The organism is Paenibacillus sp. FSL W8-0187, from assembly GCF_037969755.1.
Taxonomy (GTDB): domain Bacteria; phylum Bacillota; class Bacilli; order Paenibacillales; family Paenibacillaceae; genus Paenibacillus_AQ.
Map to the genome: position 1 here is coordinate 2,297,101 of NZ_CP150206.1, position 17,406 is coordinate 2,314,506.

At 46.2% G+C, this 17,406-nt stretch carries 18 protein-coding genes and 4 tRNA genes; 17 read left to right on the top strand and 5 right to left on the bottom strand.

Features of this window, described 5'->3' with window-relative positions; all coding sequences use genetic code 11:
• The first annotated feature begins 23 nt into the window (after positions 1-23).
• The 12 genes from MKY48_RS10120 (at position 24) to MKY48_RS10175 (ending at position 7,396) form a co-directional block, all read left to right on the top strand.
• On the top strand, positions 24-167 hold the full coding sequence (locus tag MKY48_RS10120; protein ID WP_179090565.1) for a hypothetical protein: 144 nt from the start codon (positions 24-26) through the stop codon (positions 165-167).
• A 24-nt stretch (positions 168-191) separates the two neighbouring features.
• Positions 192-776, top strand: coding sequence for a TetR/AcrR family transcriptional regulator (locus tag MKY48_RS10125; RefSeq protein WP_076320663.1), 585 nt, complete (start codon positions 192-194; stop codon positions 774-776).
• Between the two features lie 218 nt (positions 777-994).
• Positions 995-1,789, top strand: a complete 795-nt coding sequence (locus tag MKY48_RS10130; protein WP_339271963.1) for a hypothetical protein — start codon at positions 995-997, stop codon at positions 1,787-1,789.
• Positions 1,790-1,921: 132 nt separating this feature from the next.
• On the top strand, positions 1,922-2,686 hold the full coding sequence (locus MKY48_RS10135) for a hypothetical protein (RefSeq protein WP_339292866.1): 765 nt from the start codon (positions 1,922-1,924) through the stop codon (positions 2,684-2,686).
• Positions 2,687-2,886: 200 nt separating this feature from the next.
• A complete protein-coding gene (locus MKY48_RS10140; protein ID WP_164817394.1) occupies positions 2,887-3,051 on the top strand; it encodes a hypothetical protein in 165 nt (54 codons plus the stop codon).
• Between the two features lie 82 nt (positions 3,052-3,133).
• Positions 3,134-3,210, top strand: a tRNA-Met gene (locus tag MKY48_RS10145).
• A gap of 55 nt (positions 3,211-3,265) precedes the next feature.
• Positions 3,266-3,339 (top strand) — tRNA-Ile (locus MKY48_RS10150).
• A gap of 1,009 nt (positions 3,340-4,348) precedes the next feature.
• Positions 4,349-4,936 carry a hypothetical protein gene (locus MKY48_RS10155; RefSeq protein ID WP_339271965.1) on the top strand — a complete coding sequence of 196 codons (588 nt, stop codon included), beginning with the start codon at positions 4,349-4,351 and terminating at the stop codon, positions 4,934-4,936.
• A gap of 571 nt (positions 4,937-5,507) precedes the next feature.
• A complete protein-coding gene (locus MKY48_RS10160; RefSeq protein ID WP_339271966.1) occupies positions 5,508-5,891 on the top strand; it encodes a YmaF family protein in 384 nt (127 codons plus the stop codon).
• 126 nt (positions 5,892-6,017) lie between these two features.
• Positions 6,018-6,083 (top strand) — tRNA-Met (locus MKY48_RS10165).
• Between the two features lie 165 nt (positions 6,084-6,248).
• On the top strand, positions 6,249-6,959 hold the full coding sequence (locus MKY48_RS10170) for a DUF421 domain-containing protein (RefSeq protein WP_339271967.1): 711 nt from the start codon (positions 6,249-6,251) through the stop codon (positions 6,957-6,959).
• 260 nt (positions 6,960-7,219) lie between these two features.
• Positions 7,220-7,396, top strand: coding sequence for a hypothetical protein (locus MKY48_RS10175; RefSeq protein WP_339292867.1), 177 nt, complete (start codon positions 7,220-7,222; stop codon positions 7,394-7,396).
• 95 nt (positions 7,397-7,491) lie between these two features.
• On the opposite strand, the gene MKY48_RS10180 is transcribed toward MKY48_RS10175, so the two are convergent.
• The 3 genes from MKY48_RS10180 to MKY48_RS10190 all read right to left on the bottom strand — a co-directional run bounded on the left by MKY48_RS10180 (position 7,492) and on the right by MKY48_RS10190 (position 10,542).
• Positions 7,492-8,697, bottom strand: a complete 1,206-nt coding sequence (locus MKY48_RS10180; protein ID WP_339271968.1) for an MFS transporter — start codon at positions 8,695-8,697, stop codon at positions 7,492-7,494.
• A 118-nt stretch (positions 8,698-8,815) separates the two neighbouring features.
• Positions 8,816-9,415, bottom strand: coding sequence for a TetR/AcrR family transcriptional regulator (locus MKY48_RS10185; RefSeq protein WP_339271969.1), 600 nt, complete (start codon positions 9,413-9,415; stop codon positions 8,816-8,818).
• Between the two features lie 362 nt (positions 9,416-9,777).
• Positions 9,778-10,542 carry a polysaccharide deacetylase family protein gene (locus tag MKY48_RS10190; RefSeq protein ID WP_076320669.1) on the bottom strand — a complete coding sequence of 255 codons (765 nt, stop codon included), beginning with the start codon at positions 10,540-10,542 and terminating at the stop codon, positions 9,778-9,780.
• A 344-nt stretch (positions 10,543-10,886) separates the two neighbouring features.
• Between MKY48_RS10190 and MKY48_RS10195 the strand changes: the two genes are divergently transcribed.
• The 3 genes from MKY48_RS10195 (at position 10,887) to MKY48_RS10205 (ending at position 12,280) form a co-directional block, all read left to right on the top strand.
• Positions 10,887-10,972 (top strand) — tRNA-Leu (locus MKY48_RS10195).
• Between the two features lie 206 nt (positions 10,973-11,178).
• On the top strand, positions 11,179-11,865 hold the full coding sequence (locus MKY48_RS10200) for a uracil-DNA glycosylase (protein ID WP_215164057.1): 687 nt from the start codon (positions 11,179-11,181) through the stop codon (positions 11,863-11,865).
• 19 nt (positions 11,866-11,884) lie between these two features.
• On the top strand, positions 11,885-12,280 hold the full coding sequence (locus MKY48_RS10205; RefSeq protein WP_339271970.1) for a hypothetical protein: 396 nt from the start codon (positions 11,885-11,887) through the stop codon (positions 12,278-12,280).
• 100 nt (positions 12,281-12,380) lie between these two features.
• On the opposite strand, the gene MKY48_RS10210 is transcribed toward MKY48_RS10205, so the two are convergent.
• On the bottom strand, positions 12,381-13,457 hold the full coding sequence (locus MKY48_RS10210) for an AI-2E family transporter (protein ID WP_339271971.1): 1,077 nt from the start codon (positions 13,455-13,457) through the stop codon (positions 12,381-12,383).
• A gap of 99 nt (positions 13,458-13,556) precedes the next feature.
• Entirely contained in the window at positions 13,557-13,895 is a 339-nt protein-coding gene (locus tag MKY48_RS10215) for a L,D-transpeptidase (protein ID WP_339271972.1), read from the bottom strand.
• Positions 13,896-14,078: 183 nt separating this feature from the next.
• Here MKY48_RS10215 and MKY48_RS10220 point away from each other — a divergent pair, with 183 nt between their 5' ends.
• Both MKY48_RS10220 and MKY48_RS10225 read left to right on the top strand, forming a co-directional pair.
• On the top strand, positions 14,079-15,902 hold the full coding sequence (locus MKY48_RS10220) for a sensor histidine kinase (RefSeq protein WP_339271973.1): 1,824 nt from the start codon (positions 14,079-14,081) through the stop codon (positions 15,900-15,902).
• Positions 15,895-17,406, top strand: coding sequence for a response regulator transcription factor (locus tag MKY48_RS10225; RefSeq protein ID WP_339271974.1), 1,512 nt, complete (start codon positions 15,895-15,897; stop codon positions 17,404-17,406). The genes MKY48_RS10220 and MKY48_RS10225 overlap by 8 nt, the downstream gene beginning before the upstream one ends.

The following is a 17,406-nucleotide window of genomic DNA, read 5'->3' on the forward strand; positions in this document are numbered from 1 at the left end:
AAGATCATCAGGCTGTCGTCTTTGTGAGTTATCGCAGAGCGACGGCTTTTTTTATTGTAATGTGGCGAAGACAATCCATGGTGGGTGCCGGGTTGACAGCGGCAGGCTGGATCGTTACATTAGGACTGTATGCGGCTGGTAGCCAGCCATCGGTGTCCTTATGCTGATATAGAAGGGATATAGTCTAACAGATGAATGCTAAGAAAGAAGCAGTGCTTGAAGCCGGGAAGCGGTTGTTTTTGGAGCAGGGGATTTTACAGACGAGTATGGAGCAGATTGCCGAAGCGGTCCCCGTTTCCAAGATGACGATTTATAACTACTATCAGAGCAAAGAGGGCTTACTGGATCATGTCGTGGACCGGATGGTTGACGAGCTCATGGCGATTTACCGCGATATGATGGACCAGGCAAAAGATCCGCTTGAGGCGTTAACCGTCTTCTACAAGGATCAGCACAAATTTTCGGCGTTTGTCTCGCAGAAATTTGTGGCGGATCTGGCCAAATTCCCGGAGCAGATGGACAAGCTGCTCCAATTCAACCAGAAATTCGTTGTTCCGGAATTTGAAATGCTGATCTTTAAAGGCCAGCAGCTTGGACAGATACGGAAAGACATCTCTCCCCAGGTATTGGTTGCGTTCCTTACTTTTATCAAGGAATTTACAGCCCGGAACGAATGGTACCATGGTCTGGGGAGCCTGAACGTGATCAGTGAACAGCTGATGACGATTCTTTATCACGGTATTATCCAGCAGGAAGATCCGTCTAATCTAACATGAGTACAAGAACATTCCAGAGGTGATTTCGACCCGGGAATGTTTTTTTATGAAATTTTACTGTTGAGCAGTTTGAAAATCGGCTGATTTGAGTATATGTTCCTATAAATTTAGGGCCACGACTTGGTAGAGGGCAAGGAGATGTCTCACCTATAATAGTAATGATAACGTCAGATTTTAACACAAAAATAGGCGGGGCTGACCGTAAGGAGGAGAGATCTTTGGAAATTCCGTCAAGGATCCAACTGACCGGCAAACAATTCTTTGTACTTACTGGCATTGTCGGTGCGCGGGCTGTTATTGGGTTAGAGGACCCTTTTCGTGGAACGTTGACCGAGGAGATGCCCATAGAAGTGGCCAAGATTGAGCAGGAGCTGCAGGAGAAAGACTTGATTGATACGGGTGACAGCGAGCCGGTTCTTGTGCAGGAACTGCTGGAATACATAAAAGTATGCAGCCGGACCCTGTTAACGATACATATGAGGGTGTCCGGTTCCGACAAGGAGCCGAAGGAGTGTTTCATTTATTACAGTTCAAGTCTGGTGGTAAAGGCCGATATTGAAAGCGAGCCTGACGGTGAGAGAGTCTATGTGCTGGAAGCGCTGGGAACCCCTTCGGAAGCTTGGCTTAAAATCATCAATCATCTGCAGCTGGAGGATCGGAAGAACCGTGATACAGCTCTATTGGCAATGCCTAAAGGCTGGTTTCAGCAATGGATGAGTGCCGAGCAAGGGGAGCAGGAGCCTCGCAAGTACTTGCTTGCCCAAGGCTACCCGGAATCGGTTGTCTCCGCCTTGGCCGATTGTGTCAGCCATCCGGAGAGATACGCTACCTTTACAGCGTACTATTGTCCGGATCTGAACTGCCGAATACAGGGAATCGAACTGTTGAGAGGACAGCATTCCAATTGGCTAATTCGCAATGAAGGCGAACAGGATCAAATTTGGGGCGCCACGGTAACGGAAATCATACGGGAGCTTGGCGCGGTGATTGAGCGCATTAAGTGTAGTACCTGAAATGCTGAACCAACAAGGGTGTCTGGCTTGAGAAAGACAGGCGCGGATATGCGAGCCAATGTGACAAACGGCGGGGAATCTGGTCACGAATATCAACGTGAACAAGAGCGGGGCAATAAGGGGAGTGGCAAGATGAGCACAAAGATTTCAGAGGAAGAACAGTTTCATTTCCGGCTAATCCCTGCCGAGCAGATTCGGGGCGGCATTGTATGTTTTTTATTCATTATGCTGATCCCTGCACTGGTCACGTTGGCGGCGCCGATGATGTCGATATACATGTATGTAGCTGCGGCGCTGTGGGTGGTTATGCTGCTATGGGGGATTGGCCTGAGTGTAAATCCGTACCGGTCTGAGGTCGGTTTTGTGCTGTACTTGGGGATATACGGGTTGGCGGTGGCGGTCACTTGTGAGATCGCTATACTCAAAATGATGTATGACATGGCCCGAGTTGAATCCATCGGGTATGGGCTTAGCTCGGCAGCGGTGATGCTTTTGCTCATCTTCGTTTTTTATGTGTTGTATTTCAGAGCACTGCAGCAAGGGGCTTACCAGTCCATGGAGCGCAAAGGCGGCGTTGGAAAAGCGGGCAAAGCGGCCCTGCTGTTTGCGGCTATCGGTTACACTGGGTATTACGTAGTGGTTGCGGTAACCGGCGATCTTGGCGGATTTGTGATGGGGATAGCGGCCTTTTCTGTTCTGTTAATTCTCGGTCTGTACATGGCCGTTGTTTTCATTCATCGGTATAAGTTCATCCAGGACAATATGGATAAGCTGAAAGCTCATTATCCCGTACTGGGATTGCCGAAGAAGCAGCGGAACGCCGCGTTTCTGAACAAAATGAACCGGGGCCGTATGCCTGCGGCACCGCACCGGAGGAGCAAGAAAAGGAGAGGATAATTACGACGCAACAACAGCAGCCAAACGGATCGATTGTCATTTTTGAAAGAAGGCAAGAAGAAGCTGGTGATCTACGGTCGCAAGCAAATTCTGGCGCTTGAGCAGCCGCAAAAGAAGTTTGTTGGATTTCGGTTTTTTTGTGGAAGTTTGGATATAATATGACAGCATTACATTATCATTCGGGTAAGGAGTCGCATAGGATGAACTGGGTATATTACGGAAAGCTGTATACAAGCAAATTTCAGGCGGGCTGCTTCGCTAAACGTTTGGAGCAGGATGGCTGGCTGTTCGGGTACCATGATCCGCGGATGGTGGAGGTTTACCGTTCCAAAAAGGGTCGCTATGGCGTGCGGTTTATGCCTTGAGAAAATTCCATTAAAACAGCACTTGACTTGTTGTAGGGGAATGGTGTATATTTATTCTTGTCGCTGTTTGATACAGCATTGACGCGGGGTGGAGCAGTTCGGTAGCTCGTCGGGCTCATAACCCGAAGGCCGCAGGTTCAAATCCTGCCCCCGCAACCAATTTTTAAACGATGTATGTATGACGTCCTTATGTTTATGTGTACATGTATGTTCAGGGCCCTTAGCTCAGTTGGTTAGAGCGGTCGGCTCATAACCGACTGGTCGGGGGTTCGAGTCCCTCAGGGCCCACTTTATCGAAAACCCTTGCGATGCAAGGGTTTTTTGCTGTTTATAGGACTGTTTAGTTGAGTGAAAAACTATGGTGAAAAACGCATTTGCTAACGGCAGCTATTGATCGACAGTATCGTTCATTGAACATTGCTGTGGTCATTCCAAGGTGTTCAACTGCGACTTTCAGATAGCTGAAGGCACTGAGAGTATGGCTAATACGTCCGTTCTTCAAGTAGACCGCGATGTGAGGAACCCCTCCCAGTCCTATTTATGGTACATTAGCACATTCTGATCATGATTGCCGAAATGTCCAGACTAAGTCCGTCTATGTACATAAACTGTACCATTCCACAAAACAAGGAGGTAAATATCGGTGAGTTACGAAAAATCTTGTTACGGCGGATACGGGAATCCAGTAGGTACTGTTCTGGTTTTATTTATTCTCTTGGTTATTATCTTGGGAACTTTTTGGATTTAACTAAGCACCTGAATGAAGCATTCATTGATTTGATTTAATTTAATTCAGCAATTACGATACTGCACCCATGCGGTATCCCCAATTCGGTAAACGGGGACGGCTACTTTCCGTCCCCGTTTTTGGATTAAGTTCATTGTACATAAACCGAACATCAAACAACGAGGAGATCAGTGCTGTAAGGCATGTTTATTTGTCTGCGAACACATGAATCGTGACAAGGGCAGAAAATAGTAGAGAAGGGGCACAGCGTTGGCGTGTGCCCCTTATTTGTCGTGCATCCATATATAGAAACCAACAGGGCATCAACGGTATAAGATCATGGTTCATGAGCTGGGCTATCAGAGCTGGAGGTGTCAGTTGTTGACCTGGACGATCGGCAAGAACTCTATGTAGCTGGTTGCAAAATGTGAGACAGATCTCCGTTTTTACGGGGGACTATTTTCATTTGAGGAAATTGAGCGATTTGACTAATCATTTGTCCATATCCATTGAATCCATGTACTCATATATATGTTAAGGATTTGATAATTAAAAAGGAGGGAACACGAATTGCCAAAAAGAACAGTCAGAAAAATGGGAAATCATACGGTGAAACAACTGCATGCACCTAAGAGACATTCCGGAATCCGTTCGAGTAGCGTTGCAAAGGCAATGAGGACGATGATTGCCGCGCAAAGAGCATTGAATGCACAAGTACCAGTTGTTATTAACCAAAGAAATAGGATAATCAGCACGAATCGAAATTGGGTAAACGCACTTGAAATCGAGCGGAATCCTGCCTGGGTAGCGCCACAAGCTGGTGAATCCTACGTTTGGGGAAGAAATGACCCTAACGGTCCCGCTGCTGTGGTCGCCAGAAGATTTACGATTAGAGACGATATTGAGAGAGCTAGCTTATTCCTGTCCGTTGATAACTTTGCCATCGTTTTAATAAATGGACGGCCGGTAGTTATCGACAATCCGCAGGGCAATGTTTCATTCTTTAATCCGGGAAGAACGTTTAATATTAGGCGTTTCCTTCGGAGAGGTACAAATGATATTGTGATCGCCGCCTTTAACTTCCCGTCAAACGCAAACAGAAGCGGAGATAATCCAGCTGGTGTCCTTGCACGTATCGCAATTGAGCTAGAAGATTAGTCCGGTAGTAGCTCTAAGTTCAATCGGTTGCGAACGCTAAAGCATTTGCCGACATCGTAATCATCGCCATGTTCGACTTTAATTCGGCGCAACCGGTATGTTGAATACAAAATAGGAGTAGACGACTTTTTTGATGACCGAGTTTTTTCAAATGATGTGCTCCTCATCGACGTACTAAGCTGACTAAGCTAACGGAACACTATAGTTTAGAACAAACCGCCTAATGATTGGGCGGTTTTTCTTATGCAAAGACTTATTAAAAGGAGGACGCTGACACGTCCTCCCCTTAGTCCAGGTATCCCCCGGCTGAGATAGCGGCCCGCCGAGCGCAATTTATCTGACATCCGCTATCTCGCATTCCATCATAACTGAAAGCCGAGAGGAACGACAATCGGAACACTTGAGAGTAAGAATTTGCTAATGCCGCACGAGCTCTTCAAAGCCGGAATAGCCAAACAGAAGGATGAACTATAAAAACTATTAGAGTAGTCCTAATAATGGCCTTGCACATAACCATGTATGTCTAAATAGGATGTTGTAAGTCGTTTAAATTTAAGGAGGCATACAACGAATGCAGACGAAACGGCAAGCAGTAAAGAAGGTTAGAATAACATCTACAAAACAGGTGAAGAGACGCGTAAAGGTACAGAGACACGTACATGAATTTGAAGGTAGTACCAAGCTGGCAGAAGAAGGAGCAGATCGGCACAATCATCGGTTTGCTGGTGTTACAGGGCAAGCGATTCGAGTGGGGAATAGTCATGTCCACGAAATTGAATTAGAAAAAACTGATTTCTTGAACCATTTTCATAATCTGAAAAAGATTAGAACTGGACCGGCTATTCCAGTAGGAAATGGCAAACACGTACATTTTGTAACTGGTCAGACTACATTAAACGATGGTCACGTACACCAATTCAATTTTGCGACATTGATTCAATCACCTCTCGTTTAAGAATTATAAAACAATAAACTTTGACGGCTAGTGGTCTAACGCAATTGCTGACAAAAACATAAAAACCACGAAAACATTTGCAGTTCTAAACCTATATATAATGAAGTAACTAAACTGGCTGTACCCTGCTCAGTTGGTTAGAGCGGTCGGCTCATAACCGACTGGTCGAGGGTTCGAGTCCCTCAGGGCCCACTTTATCGAAAACCCTTGCGATGCAAGGGTCTTTTGCTGAGATCACCGATTAATTAGAAGTTCAATTAGAGTATATTCTTGAAACTTTGCTATCCTTATCGGTTTATTTTTGCGAAAATTGCCCATATATATGTTATACGATGAAAATGGGGTGTATGGGCTCACATGGATGAACATATGATAATTCTGCTTCGTAGTATATCTGCATTTGTGCTTTTGTTGATTATTACGCGATTCTTGGGAAAACAAACGTTATCTAACATGAATTTTCATGAGTTTGTTACCGCCGTTATTTTGGGTGCAATTGCTGCAAATTTTGCTTTCAATGAAAAATTGCAGGTAATACAACTACTCATCTCGCTTGCTGTTTTTACATTTACATCCTATCTTTTATCAAAGCTCGTTGTGAAGAACCGTAAATTCCGTATGTGGGCTGAAGGGACACCGAGTATACTTATAGAGGGTGGGAAGATTCTTGAAGAGAATCTAAAGAAAAATAAATTAACATTAGATACAGTAAATCAGATGTTACGACAAAAAGATATTTTTGACATCTCGGAAGTTGAGTACGGCGTATTAGAGATCAATGGAATGATATCTGTGATGAAGAAAAAGGAATACCAGAATGTAACTTTAAAAGATATGAAAAAGGGAATGAAAGGGAATCAACAGTTTCCGATTGAGCTTATCATGGATGGACAACTTTTAGAGAAGAATCTAAAGGTAAATGATCTTTCCCCCGATTGGGTTCATGATAAATTAAAAGACCGGAACAAAAATATTGAAGATGTTTTTTATGCGGTCAAGGGAACCGACGGTCAATTGTATCTCGATTTTTATAAGGATAAGATACAACATCCAATTGACGTAGAGTGAAGCTGAGCGGCATGATCAGGACCTTAGCGAAACAAACATAACCGAAGCGAAAAACTCCCCGCGGTTCACTTTAACGTAAGACTCCACCAACAATGCCGGTGGAGTCTTTTTCGGTATATATTTTAAGCGAGATTTGTAATCGGGGGCGACATACGGTACATTTTAATAGAATCATTGGGGATACGCTTATTTATACAGCTGCTGCTGGGTGGATGCAGCTGATTTTAGATATAGGATGGGGGATTAAGGTGTCAGAGTGGGTGTTAAATCAGTCGTGGGGATTGCCTGTGTTGCTTGCCTTCTTGATGGTCGTATTCGTATTTGAGTCACGGAAAGCCTTTAAGGCATATAAAGAAAAAAGACGGTTCGAATTGGGATGGGCTCTCTTGTTTGCGCTGGTGGCTTTATTGGCGATGATCGTCCTGGTGGCATATTAAAAATACATAACCAAAAACAAGACACCGCCAGAAGCTTCCGGCGGTGTCTTGTTTAATGATTGGCTATAAACGTTGCTGAAGGAAGTTATCCTTCGTTACCCTTCACTCATGACAGCCTCTGTTGCGGCCCAGGCTCTGCCAGCACGCATGGCCAGGAAGAAGCAGAGGATGAGGACGATGGACGCGGAGATGTAGGGAAAGTTGATGTCCAAATCAAACAGATACCCTGCTACCAGCGGTCCTGCAATATTCCCCAGGCTGGTATAGGCCGAGTTCAGACCGGCCACGTAGCCTTGCTGATCCTTCGCCAGCTTGGACATTTGCGTACCGATAGCGGGACGTAAGATGTCGATCGACAGAAAGACCAGGAAGGTAACAAGGAATATCAGCCAGTATTTATGCACAAACAGGGTTAACAGGATACAGATTCCTGCGGTAAGCAAGCTGAGCGTAATGACTCTTTTCTCACCGAACCGGTTCAGGATCCAACCGAAAATCGTCGCTTGGACGACGGCACCCGCAATCGATCCAAATGTGATGATCATGGCAATATCTTTAGGGGTGAACCCAAATTTATGATCCACAAACAGGCCGAACACCGTTTCATAATTGGCAAGGCCGAAAGAGAGCACAAATACAATGATCAAACTTAAGAAATAAGGTTCTTTGAAAGAACGTACCAGTTGGACAACCATGCTCTCCTTCTTCCGTCCCAGCAAGGTAGGTGCTTCCTGTTTGGTGGATGACTCCGGAAGCAGCAGCAGCGTTACCAGTGCGGCAATTCCTCCCGCAACAGCCGCAGCGTAGAAAGGAACGCGAATGCCAAACTCGGCGATAAACCCTCCGATGCCCGGTCCGATGATGAAACCTGTCGTAATCGCAGCATTAATGAACCCCATGCCCCTGGCACGTTCCTCATTCGAAGTCACGTCAGCCGTGTAGGCCATAACAGCAGGCATAATGAGCGCAGCGCCAATACCGCCGAGCATTCTCGATGCAAACAGGAGCGGCGGTGTGCTGGCAGCTCCGAACAACCATTCCGATATAGCGAACACAATCATGCCGGAGATGATGATTTTTTTACGACCCATGGTATCCGACAATCTACCCGCAAGTGGCGAGAATAACAGCTGTGTTAATGAAAAAGCGGCAACGAGCATGCCTACCGTGCTTCCGCTGATATGCAGTTCCGTCATATAGGTTGGCATAATAGGTATGACGAGCCCGATGCCGGTGAAGACTAGAAATATATTGAACATGAGGAGCAGGATGGCTCCATTGTTTCGCATCAGTAATGACATGATGATTCCTCCAAAATAAAAGACGATTTAATAATGACATGATGAAAATGATGTAATCCGACTATTTATATACTGAACGTTCGGTTTGTAATAGATTATGAAAAAAGAGTCTTGTTTTTCATGATTTCTTTTCAATACCATGCAGAAATACTTTGATGGCGGCATGATAAAGGGAAAGCGCATTTTCCACCTTCGTTATGCGGGACATTTGGCTTAAACCAACAATGAGGCTCTCAAAGATGACGGAAAGCTGCTCCACATTATGATTCTCAAACTCCCCGCGATCAATCCCTTGCTGCAGCAATCTTTGATCGAATTCCAAATGGCTCCGAATAATCTGGACGATTCGCTGCTCTACTTCCTCGGTAACATCTCCATTGCTGTTCATAAATTCATCAAGCGCCTTAGAGAAGGGGTGGTTCAGATCATCAAACACCAATTGATCCGCTATTCCGTATAGCTTGTCAACGGTGGTGGTGTAATGCTGCTCTTTACTGTTCCATTTCTGTTCCCACTCGAGGTCCCATTCCTCGATCAGATACAGAAACAGCCCTTCCTTGCTCTTGAAATGATAATAGATATTCCCTTTACTGCTGCCGGTGGCTTCAACGATTTCCTCTATTGACGTTGATTTGTAACCCTTCTGCATAAAAAGCGCCTTGGCGGCCTCGGCTATGCGTCGCTTGGTATCTTCCGTTTGTTGTTGTTTTTTATTCACGCATGCACCCCCCTTATACCCTTTGCGAGCTTTTCAAAATTTATATACTGAACGTTCGTTCTGTATCTTACCAAATACAATTAATTTATTCAAGACCTCTTGCTGGAGACCTCCAGGCGTTTTTAATTCCAGGATATCGCCCTTGAGCGTCAAGGAAGTAGCGGCCTGCTCCGTAACCTGGGTACGAATATTGTCATTCCGCAGAGGAGGAGCTCCATATTGCTCAGCCGGCGCTCTAGCAAGACATTTCCACTCGAGGAGGATCCGAAATTGAACTCTGTGTTATCGGATCCAATCGGTTTCCCAAAAATAACCGTTACCATGAGTAGGTAGCGGTTATTGTAGAAGTTGATTCATTCCCTTTAATGGTTTACTTCAATGAACTTACGCGATTTCTCATGATAGGACAGCAGCCCCGAAACGGTCACAAATTCGTAGCCTCTCTTTTGCAGCTCCGGCAGAATCACTTTGAGGGCTTCAACTGTCTGTGTACTACCCGGCACAAAATCGTGCATCAGTACAATGTCTCCATTATGGGCATTATCCAGCACTTTTTTGGCAATCCGATTAACGCCGGGCTTTCGCCAGTCCAGCGTATCCTGGTGCCATGACCATAATACGGTCAGCATACCGAAATCCTTGCTTGTGCGGACAATCGCTTCATTATAACTGCCTCCGGGTGGACGAAACAGAACGGTTCGAATGCCGGTTGCATGAAAAATCGCATCCTGCGTACGGTTCAGTTCGCTCGTTAACTTGCTGACGTTAATATTGTGAAAGGGAGGATGGGAGTATGAGTGATTGCCGATCTCATGTCCTTCCTGCAGCTCTCGCGCTACGATCTCAGGGTGTTTCTCCACCCGGTTGCCAACAACGAAGAAGGTAGCCTTAGCGTCATATTGCTTTAGCAGATCCAGAATTTGAATGGTATTCTGTTCGTCCGGACCATCGTCAAAGGTAAGGGCAATTACTTTGTTTTGTGTGGGGACTTCCCATACAATCTCGCCGCGTTCCTCATAATAATCCCTGCCTTTGGAAGCGGATGGTGCATGCTCGGCGTTAACAACTTTCGGATAGCAAAGGGAAATGGAGAGAGCGATTAATACGACGGTTGAGAGTTTTTTCATGGTGAGGGGTATCCTTTTCTCGGCTGTTCTAGTCTTCGCATATGACAATGCAAGCCTATTTATCATTTGGCGATAACGGTAAAATTATTCTTTATGGCATACGGAAGCCTTTGAATCGATGAATTAAAGCGGTGGTTCAAGCTATTAAGTAAGGTGATGCCAAAAATTATGAGTTTCATATATTGACATCACATGGTTGGACATGGTATTATCAATTTTGTCGCTAAGACGAAATGTGCACACCTAGATATCGGAATGAGATCGCAATATATTGCGATTCCCACGCGTACCTTCGGCTATGTAAGTGAACGTGAACGACGCTAGGAACATGCGCGGATAAATATGCCGGGGTGGCGGAATTGGCAGACGCACAGGACTTAAAATCCTGCGGTAGGTGACTACCGTACGGGTTCGACCCCCGTCCTCGGCATTATAACAGCGTCTGGTAAGATGCAAAATAAGTCGGCCCCCGTATGGGTGCCGGCTTATTTTTTTAAATCGACATAAGGTCAATTCATGATGAGCGTTGTTATTGGGTTCAAATTGAACGGAAGATGTTATGGTGTTCCGATTATAGAAATCGCATTCTTTATGATTCCATGCTGGCCTGTGTGAGAGGAGAGAGGAGACATGCGGATGTTTAACAATGATTGGGACCTTATTCTGCAGGGAGAAATGGATAAGCCTTATTTTCAAGCTTTGATGGAACGGGTGGACGAGGAATACAGGCGCAGCACGGTGTATCCCCCCAAGGAAGATATATTTCGGGCTCTTCAGCAAACATCGTACCAATCGACAAAAGTCGTTATTTTGGGACAAGATCCTTATCACGGTCGTAGGCAGGCGCAGGGACTGAGCTTTTCCGTTTCGCCCGGGGTTACGATTCCTCCGTCTTTACGAAATATACATAAGGAGCTTGCTTCGGATCTGGGAATCTCGATTCCCCGTCACGGTTCCTTGCAATCGTGGGCGGATCAAGGAGTACTGCTGCTCAATGCAGTGCTTACGGTTCGCGAAGGCGAGCCGAACTCGCATAAAGGGATCGGGTGGGAGACATTCACCGATACGGTTATTGCGAAATTGAATGAACGTGATCAGCCAATGGTTTTTATATTATGGGGCAGTTACGCACAGAAGAAAGGTTCTTTCATAGACCGAAGCCGGCACAAGGTGCTTGAGTCCAGTCATCCGAGTCCATTTGCAGCGCATAAAGGATTCTTCGGTAGTCGTCCATTTTCAGCATCGAATGCTTTTTTAATGCAAAAGGGTATGGATCCGGTGAATTGGGACATCCCAAGCACACCGGGCGATGGAGATGAATAATCCGCGAGAGGTGACCTTCATGAAGCATTGGATTGGTCGTCATGTTGTCATTCAGCGTTTAGACGGGGCGAAAAGCACGGTTGAAGGTGTGCTGAAAGGGTGGGATCCCGTTCAGGAAAAAGTGATTCTAGGTCCGGGTGAGCTTGTTATACCGTTTCGTGCCATTCATAGAATTATGCCAAGAAACGCATACCCTGCCTTGAACTCCATCGGTTATGTCGTGAATCATACCATTCAATTCGATAACGCCATCTATTTTGGATCTTCCGTGATGATATGGCGAGGCAATCGACTGGTGTTATCACAGGCCATTCTGACTGCTCACGATGAGGATACCGTTACCTTGTCAAATGGCATGATATTGCGCAAGGATGAGCATGATTTTGTGGTTCGATCTCTGCGCGGCAATGCGTGATTCGTTATATAAAGGATGTCCCCAGGAGCCATCGTGAAGTTGGCGGGGACATCCTTTTTTGTACAAATGTCACTTGTATGTCTGAAGTAACTCGAGTTCATTATGCGTCTTCTACTTTTTCGGCAAGGAACAGTTCGTAAATCCGTACCACGATAATTTTGACGATCATGTAAGCGGGAATGGCGAGCAGGATGCCAAGCAGCCCGAAGAAGTCGCCGCCTACAAGAATGAGGACAATCGTGGTCAACGGGTGAATATCCAGCTGTTTCCCGTAGATGACCGGTGTCAGAATATTATCTTGGATCTGCTGTGCGATGACAATGACGACAACAGACCATATCGCAATCGAAGGAGATTCGATAAAACCGATGATCACGGCAGGAATGGTAGCCAGCAGCGCTCCGATATACGGGATGAAATTCAAGAAGAAGGAGATCACCGTCAAGAGCAAAGAATAAGGCAGCCCGATGATCAGAAATCCGATATAGATCATGATGCTAAGTATAAGATTCAGGATCACTTTGCCGATAATAAAATTGCTGAGTGCTGTATCAATCTCACCCAGCACTTCATTGCCGTCACGGCGGTATCGTCTTGGTAGGACACTGAGCAGCTTGGGCGGAAGCTTGCTGCCTTCCTTCAGCATGTAGTACAGAATAATCGGAATCGTAGCAATAATAACGACAACGCTGGATACAACGGCAATCAGGTTATTGATGGAGTTGCTGATCCAGGTAATGATCCGATTCATGTATTCCGTCAGTGAGGTAGATAACTCGGATTCCGTTGGTATAAAGCGTGACCAGTATGGATTCTGCTGCAGCTGGTCGATCTGTTGCTGCACACCCTCTACCAGAAAGGGGGCATTACTGATAAAATTTTCGATCTGCTCGCGAAGTGTCGGCCACACCACAATGCCGAATATGGCGCAGAGACCGGCAAACACGAAATACAGCATCAGGACGCCTATGGATCGTTTGATTTTCCGCCGCTCCAGGTAGTCCACAATCGGTCTGAGCAGATAATAGAAGAAGCCGGCCATCGCGACGGGAACGATCAGCATATTGAACATGGAGACGATTGGCCGGAACAAGAAGCTGATTTCGGATCCGAGATAAATGATCAAGAGCAGTGCGATTATGCCAAAGCATGTCCTGAAATATTTGCTCTGCATCATGGGCAATCCCTCCATACAACGAATAGGTAAATACATTGGTACGATGTAACATTTGTATTTAACCAATTTGGAGGGATTTGAAATCACCAGTTTATGCTATCAGTTTCGTATGGTGACCCGGGTATGAATCGGAACGAGGGAGGCAAGCTCAATGACGTCCTCGTTGTACATTCGAATGCAGCCATGGGAAACGTAGCGGCCGATGGATGAAGGGTCATTCGTGCCATGGATGCCATAATGGGGTTTGGACAACCCTAACCAATAGGCTCCAAAAGGCCCCCCGGGATTTGGCTGTTTGTTGACGATGGTGTAATTGCCTGGCGGCGTCTGCGTAGCCATTTTACCGATGGCAACCGGGAACGTACGTACCACGGTGTCGCCATCCAGCAGGTGCAGCTGAAAATCGGATAAATCGACAATAATGCGGTATTGGGGCATCTTAATTCATCTCCTTCCTGATTATGCTATGAATTAGCGGGAAGAGCGACCCCTAAATCAACTTAAAATAGGCAAATTACATCTTCATGACTGGTAGAAATTTCATCCATTGATAACGCTCTGCTGATGTTATTATTTAATAGGTTAAGCAGTAACAACGTTTACATCAGGAAGGGGAAACCAATGTCTCCTGCTAAGTTTTATCAAAAATATATTAAAAATAATATGTTTACCAAAATGCTGCTGTTAATCTCCTTGATTGCGGTGGTTACCATCGTCACCTTATCTTTTCTCATGTATTACTTCTTGTTTCAATCGGCCGTGCGCAGCGAACTCGACATTCAGCGAAGAGCGGTTGAACGGGTGGAGCGGCAATTGAATCAAAAATTTGAGAATGAGCAGTCCTATGTAAATGACTTGTACCGCAACAGTTCTCTAGGGATTGACACTTCCTATTTCCTCATGAACTCGTTTGATGAGTACATGGCCAAGCGAATGGATCGGATCGCGGGCGGCGGGCAGTCCAATTCAGACAGTGTGGTTGCTTATTTCAAGCAAAGGCTGGACGACGACCCGGATATTGAGAATATCATGCTGTATAGTGCCGAGAAACAATATGTATATGTATACAAGCAGGGCAGCATGACAAGGCTCTATCAGGCGAATGCCACGCATTCGTACATTCCTGATGTGATGGCGATGGAGAGCCAGAGCGTCACGCTGCCGAATCTCTGGGTACGTAAGCTGGCCGGAGATGTGAATTTGCCTTTATTCTCGATCCGGAGCCCGATTAATGATATGACCACATACAAGAATTTGGGGCAGTTGGTTATTTTATATCGAACGGAAGCACTGGGTGCTGTCCTGAACAGCGGCGAAGATCCCCTGAAGGGATCCGTGCTGGTCTTGTCGGGTGACGGCCGTGTGATGTTTGATTCTTCCGGCAAATATTACGGGAAGAAGTATCCTTATGCCGACCGGCTGCTGAATTCCAAAGATACCGTGAACCTGGATGAGGAATCGTACATTACAACAGCGGCTCACAATCAGGCAGGGTATACGGTGGTCGGAATCACACCCAAACGTGAGATATCGGAGTCCTTCCATGGTTTGCAGAACACCATCATCATTGCGGCCCTGCTATGTATTGTCGTTGCGGTATTCATTCCTTCACTGACAATCGTGAATTACTCCAAGCGCACCGATAACATTATCCGTTTTATGCGCAAGGTAGAGAAGGGGGAATTCGTTGCCCGGATGCAGGATACCAAGGAGGATCAGCTAGGGCAAATTGCGGGCAGCTTCAATGAGATGCTGGATGAACTTTCCCGGTATATCGACAAGGTATATAAGGCAGAGATTAACCAGAAGAACGCGGAGCTGTCTGCACTGCAAGCGAGAATTAACCCGCATTTTTTATACAATACGCTTGAAGTGATTCGGATGAGAGCTCTTTCGCAAGGGGCTCAGGATGTCGGTGATATGATCTACAGCTTGTCGATGCTGTTCAAGAATATCGTGCAGCATAAGTCCCACTACACATTGAAGGATGAGCTGGAGGCGTGCAGGCTCTACCTGGAGCTGTTTCGCATTCGCTATAAGGACAAGTATATTTATAAAATGCACTGTGAGGAACAAATCAAACATGTGCCGATGATGAAAATGTCGCTGCAGCCCCTGATTGAAAACTACATCGTTCATGGACTGCGCAGCGACCAGGATGATAACTGGCTAACGGTTAACGCGTCGCAGCAGGATGATGATGTCGTAATCGAGATCAAGGATAACGGGAAAGGGATCGAGCCAGAGCAGCTTGAGGAGATCAAATCCCGGCTGGAAATGGCCGAGTCGAGTGGAGAATCATTTGGTCTGCGGAGTGTGAATGAGCGATTAAAGCTGACGTTTGGAAGTTCGTACGGAATGGACATCCAGAGTGAGCCGGGCAGCGGTACAACGGTGACAGTCAAATTTCCGGTGGCAGAAGGGAAGCTGAATAACGATGTATAAAGTGTTTATCGTGGACGATGAGCCATTTATTATAGAAGGATTGGTTGACGTCGTGGATTGGTCGAAGTATGGCATTGAGGTGGTGGGGCATGCGGAGAATGGCCGTCAAGCGCTGGAGAAAATGGCGGTCATTCCGGTTGATATTCTCATTACGGATATCTCGATGCCTGTCATGACGGGACTTGAATTGATTGAAGGCGCACGAAAATTGAACCGCAATTTGAAGGTAATCATCCTGAGCGGCTTCGACGATTTTGCCTATTTGAAGGAAGGCATGCGTCTGGGGATCGAGAATTATTTGCTCAAGCCGATCAATCTAAAGGAATTGGAAGAAACGATTGCCAGCACAACGGATAAAATGAACAAATCCAGAAGAGAGATGAGACTGGACGAGTACGACATTAACGTATTGCGGAGCAATATCCTGTACCGCTGGATCACGGACCGGATTGAGCCGGAGGAACTGGAGGAGCGCACGACCCTTCTGGGGCTGAATCTGAATTTGCCGTATGTCATGGCGTCTATCCTGAGAGCGGATTTCACGCCGCTGGAGAATAGCCTGTATCAATTAATGGATCAGGAGCCGGGTGTCCTGTATTTCCGGGACAACGACGGCGATCACGTGGTGATTTTTATGATGAAAGATCCGGACACGGAAAAAGCGAGAGCCATTCGGCTGCTGCAGCAGGTGCGCGAGCAATGCTATGAAGAGGAGCTGTCCATCTCGCTTGGCAGCGTGGAAAGTCTCGGCGGAAATTATAAGGACAGTTATCTTCATGCCAAGGAGGCGCAGGAATACTATCTTGTTCTGGAGCAGCCCTCCTACGTGGATTATGTTGATGTTCAAGCCAAGAAGGGGGAAGCGGCGGAATCCTATTCCGTGCAGTGGCCCGAGTATGCCAAAGGCATCGCCGGTAGGGACAAGCAGGTGCTGTTTGATTTGATCGATAGTGATTTTGATCGGCTTCGCCATACGCAGGGGATGATCCCGACGACACTCAAGAGCATCGCGGTCGAGATGGTCATTCGCCTGAAACTGGAGCTGAACGATATCCAATACACGGCTGCCCCTGATTTTGTGAAAAATACGATTACGGACATTATGGATTCCGTATCGATCGACGATCTGATTACGGCTGTGAAGGATGGGGTAGGCGGGCTGGTTGATTCGCTCAACAATGATGTGAAGAGCCCTGTCATCCAGCAGATTCTGCATCATATCCAGCACCATTATAATGAGGATTTGTCGCTGAAGGTGTTGGGCGCTCAGTATCATATTCATCCCGTCTATCTGGGGCATCTGTTCCATAAAGAGACGGGAGAGAACTTTACGGAGTATATTAACCGGTACCGGATTGAAAGAGCGAAGGAGTTGCTCCGAAACTCTTCAACGAAAGTACAAGATATCGCAAAAAATGTAGGTTATTGGGAAACCGGTTATTTCTATAAACAGTTCAAAAAATTTGTCGGCGTATCGCCGAGGGATTTCCGAGGAATGCTCTGA

Coding starts and splice junctions, on each gene's coding strand:
- MKY48_RS10180 (WP_339271968.1), bottom strand. CDS start 8,697: ATGTCATTACTGATGCGAAACAATGGAGCCATCCTGCTCCTCATGTTC.
- MKY48_RS10200 (WP_215164057.1), top strand. CDS start 11,179: ATGTTTAACAATGATTGGGACCTTATTCTGCAGGGAGAAATGGATAAG.
- MKY48_RS10210 (WP_339271971.1), bottom strand. CDS start 13,457: ATGATGCAGAGCAAATATTTCAGGACATGCTTTGGCATAATCGCACTG.
- MKY48_RS10140 (WP_164817394.1), top strand. CDS start 2,887: ATGAACTGGGTATATTACGGAAAGCTGTATACAAGCAAATTTCAGGCG.
- MKY48_RS10220 (WP_339271973.1), top strand. CDS start 14,079: ATGTCTCCTGCTAAGTTTTATCAAAAATATATTAAAAATAATATGTTT.
- MKY48_RS10135 (WP_339292866.1), top strand. CDS start 1,922: ATGAGCACAAAGATTTCAGAGGAAGAACAGTTTCATTTCCGGCTAATC.
- MKY48_RS10205 (WP_339271970.1), top strand. CDS start 11,885: ATGAAGCATTGGATTGGTCGTCATGTTGTCATTCAGCGTTTAGACGGG.
- MKY48_RS10125 (WP_076320663.1), top strand. CDS start 192: ATGAATGCTAAGAAAGAAGCAGTGCTTGAAGCCGGGAAGCGGTTGTTT.
- MKY48_RS10215 (WP_339271972.1), bottom strand. CDS start 13,895: ATGCCCCAATACCGCATTATTGTCGATTTATCCGATTTTCAGCTGCAC.
- MKY48_RS10190 (WP_076320669.1), bottom strand. CDS start 10,542: ATGAAAAAACTCTCAACCGTCGTATTAATCGCTCTCTCCATTTCCCTT.
- MKY48_RS10160 (WP_339271966.1), top strand. CDS start 5,508: ATGCAGACGAAACGGCAAGCAGTAAAGAAGGTTAGAATAACATCTACA.
- MKY48_RS10225 (WP_339271974.1), top strand. CDS start 15,895: ATGTATAAAGTGTTTATCGTGGACGATGAGCCATTTATTATAGAAGGA.
- MKY48_RS10170 (WP_339271967.1), top strand. CDS start 6,249: ATGGATGAACATATGATAATTCTGCTTCGTAGTATATCTGCATTTGTG.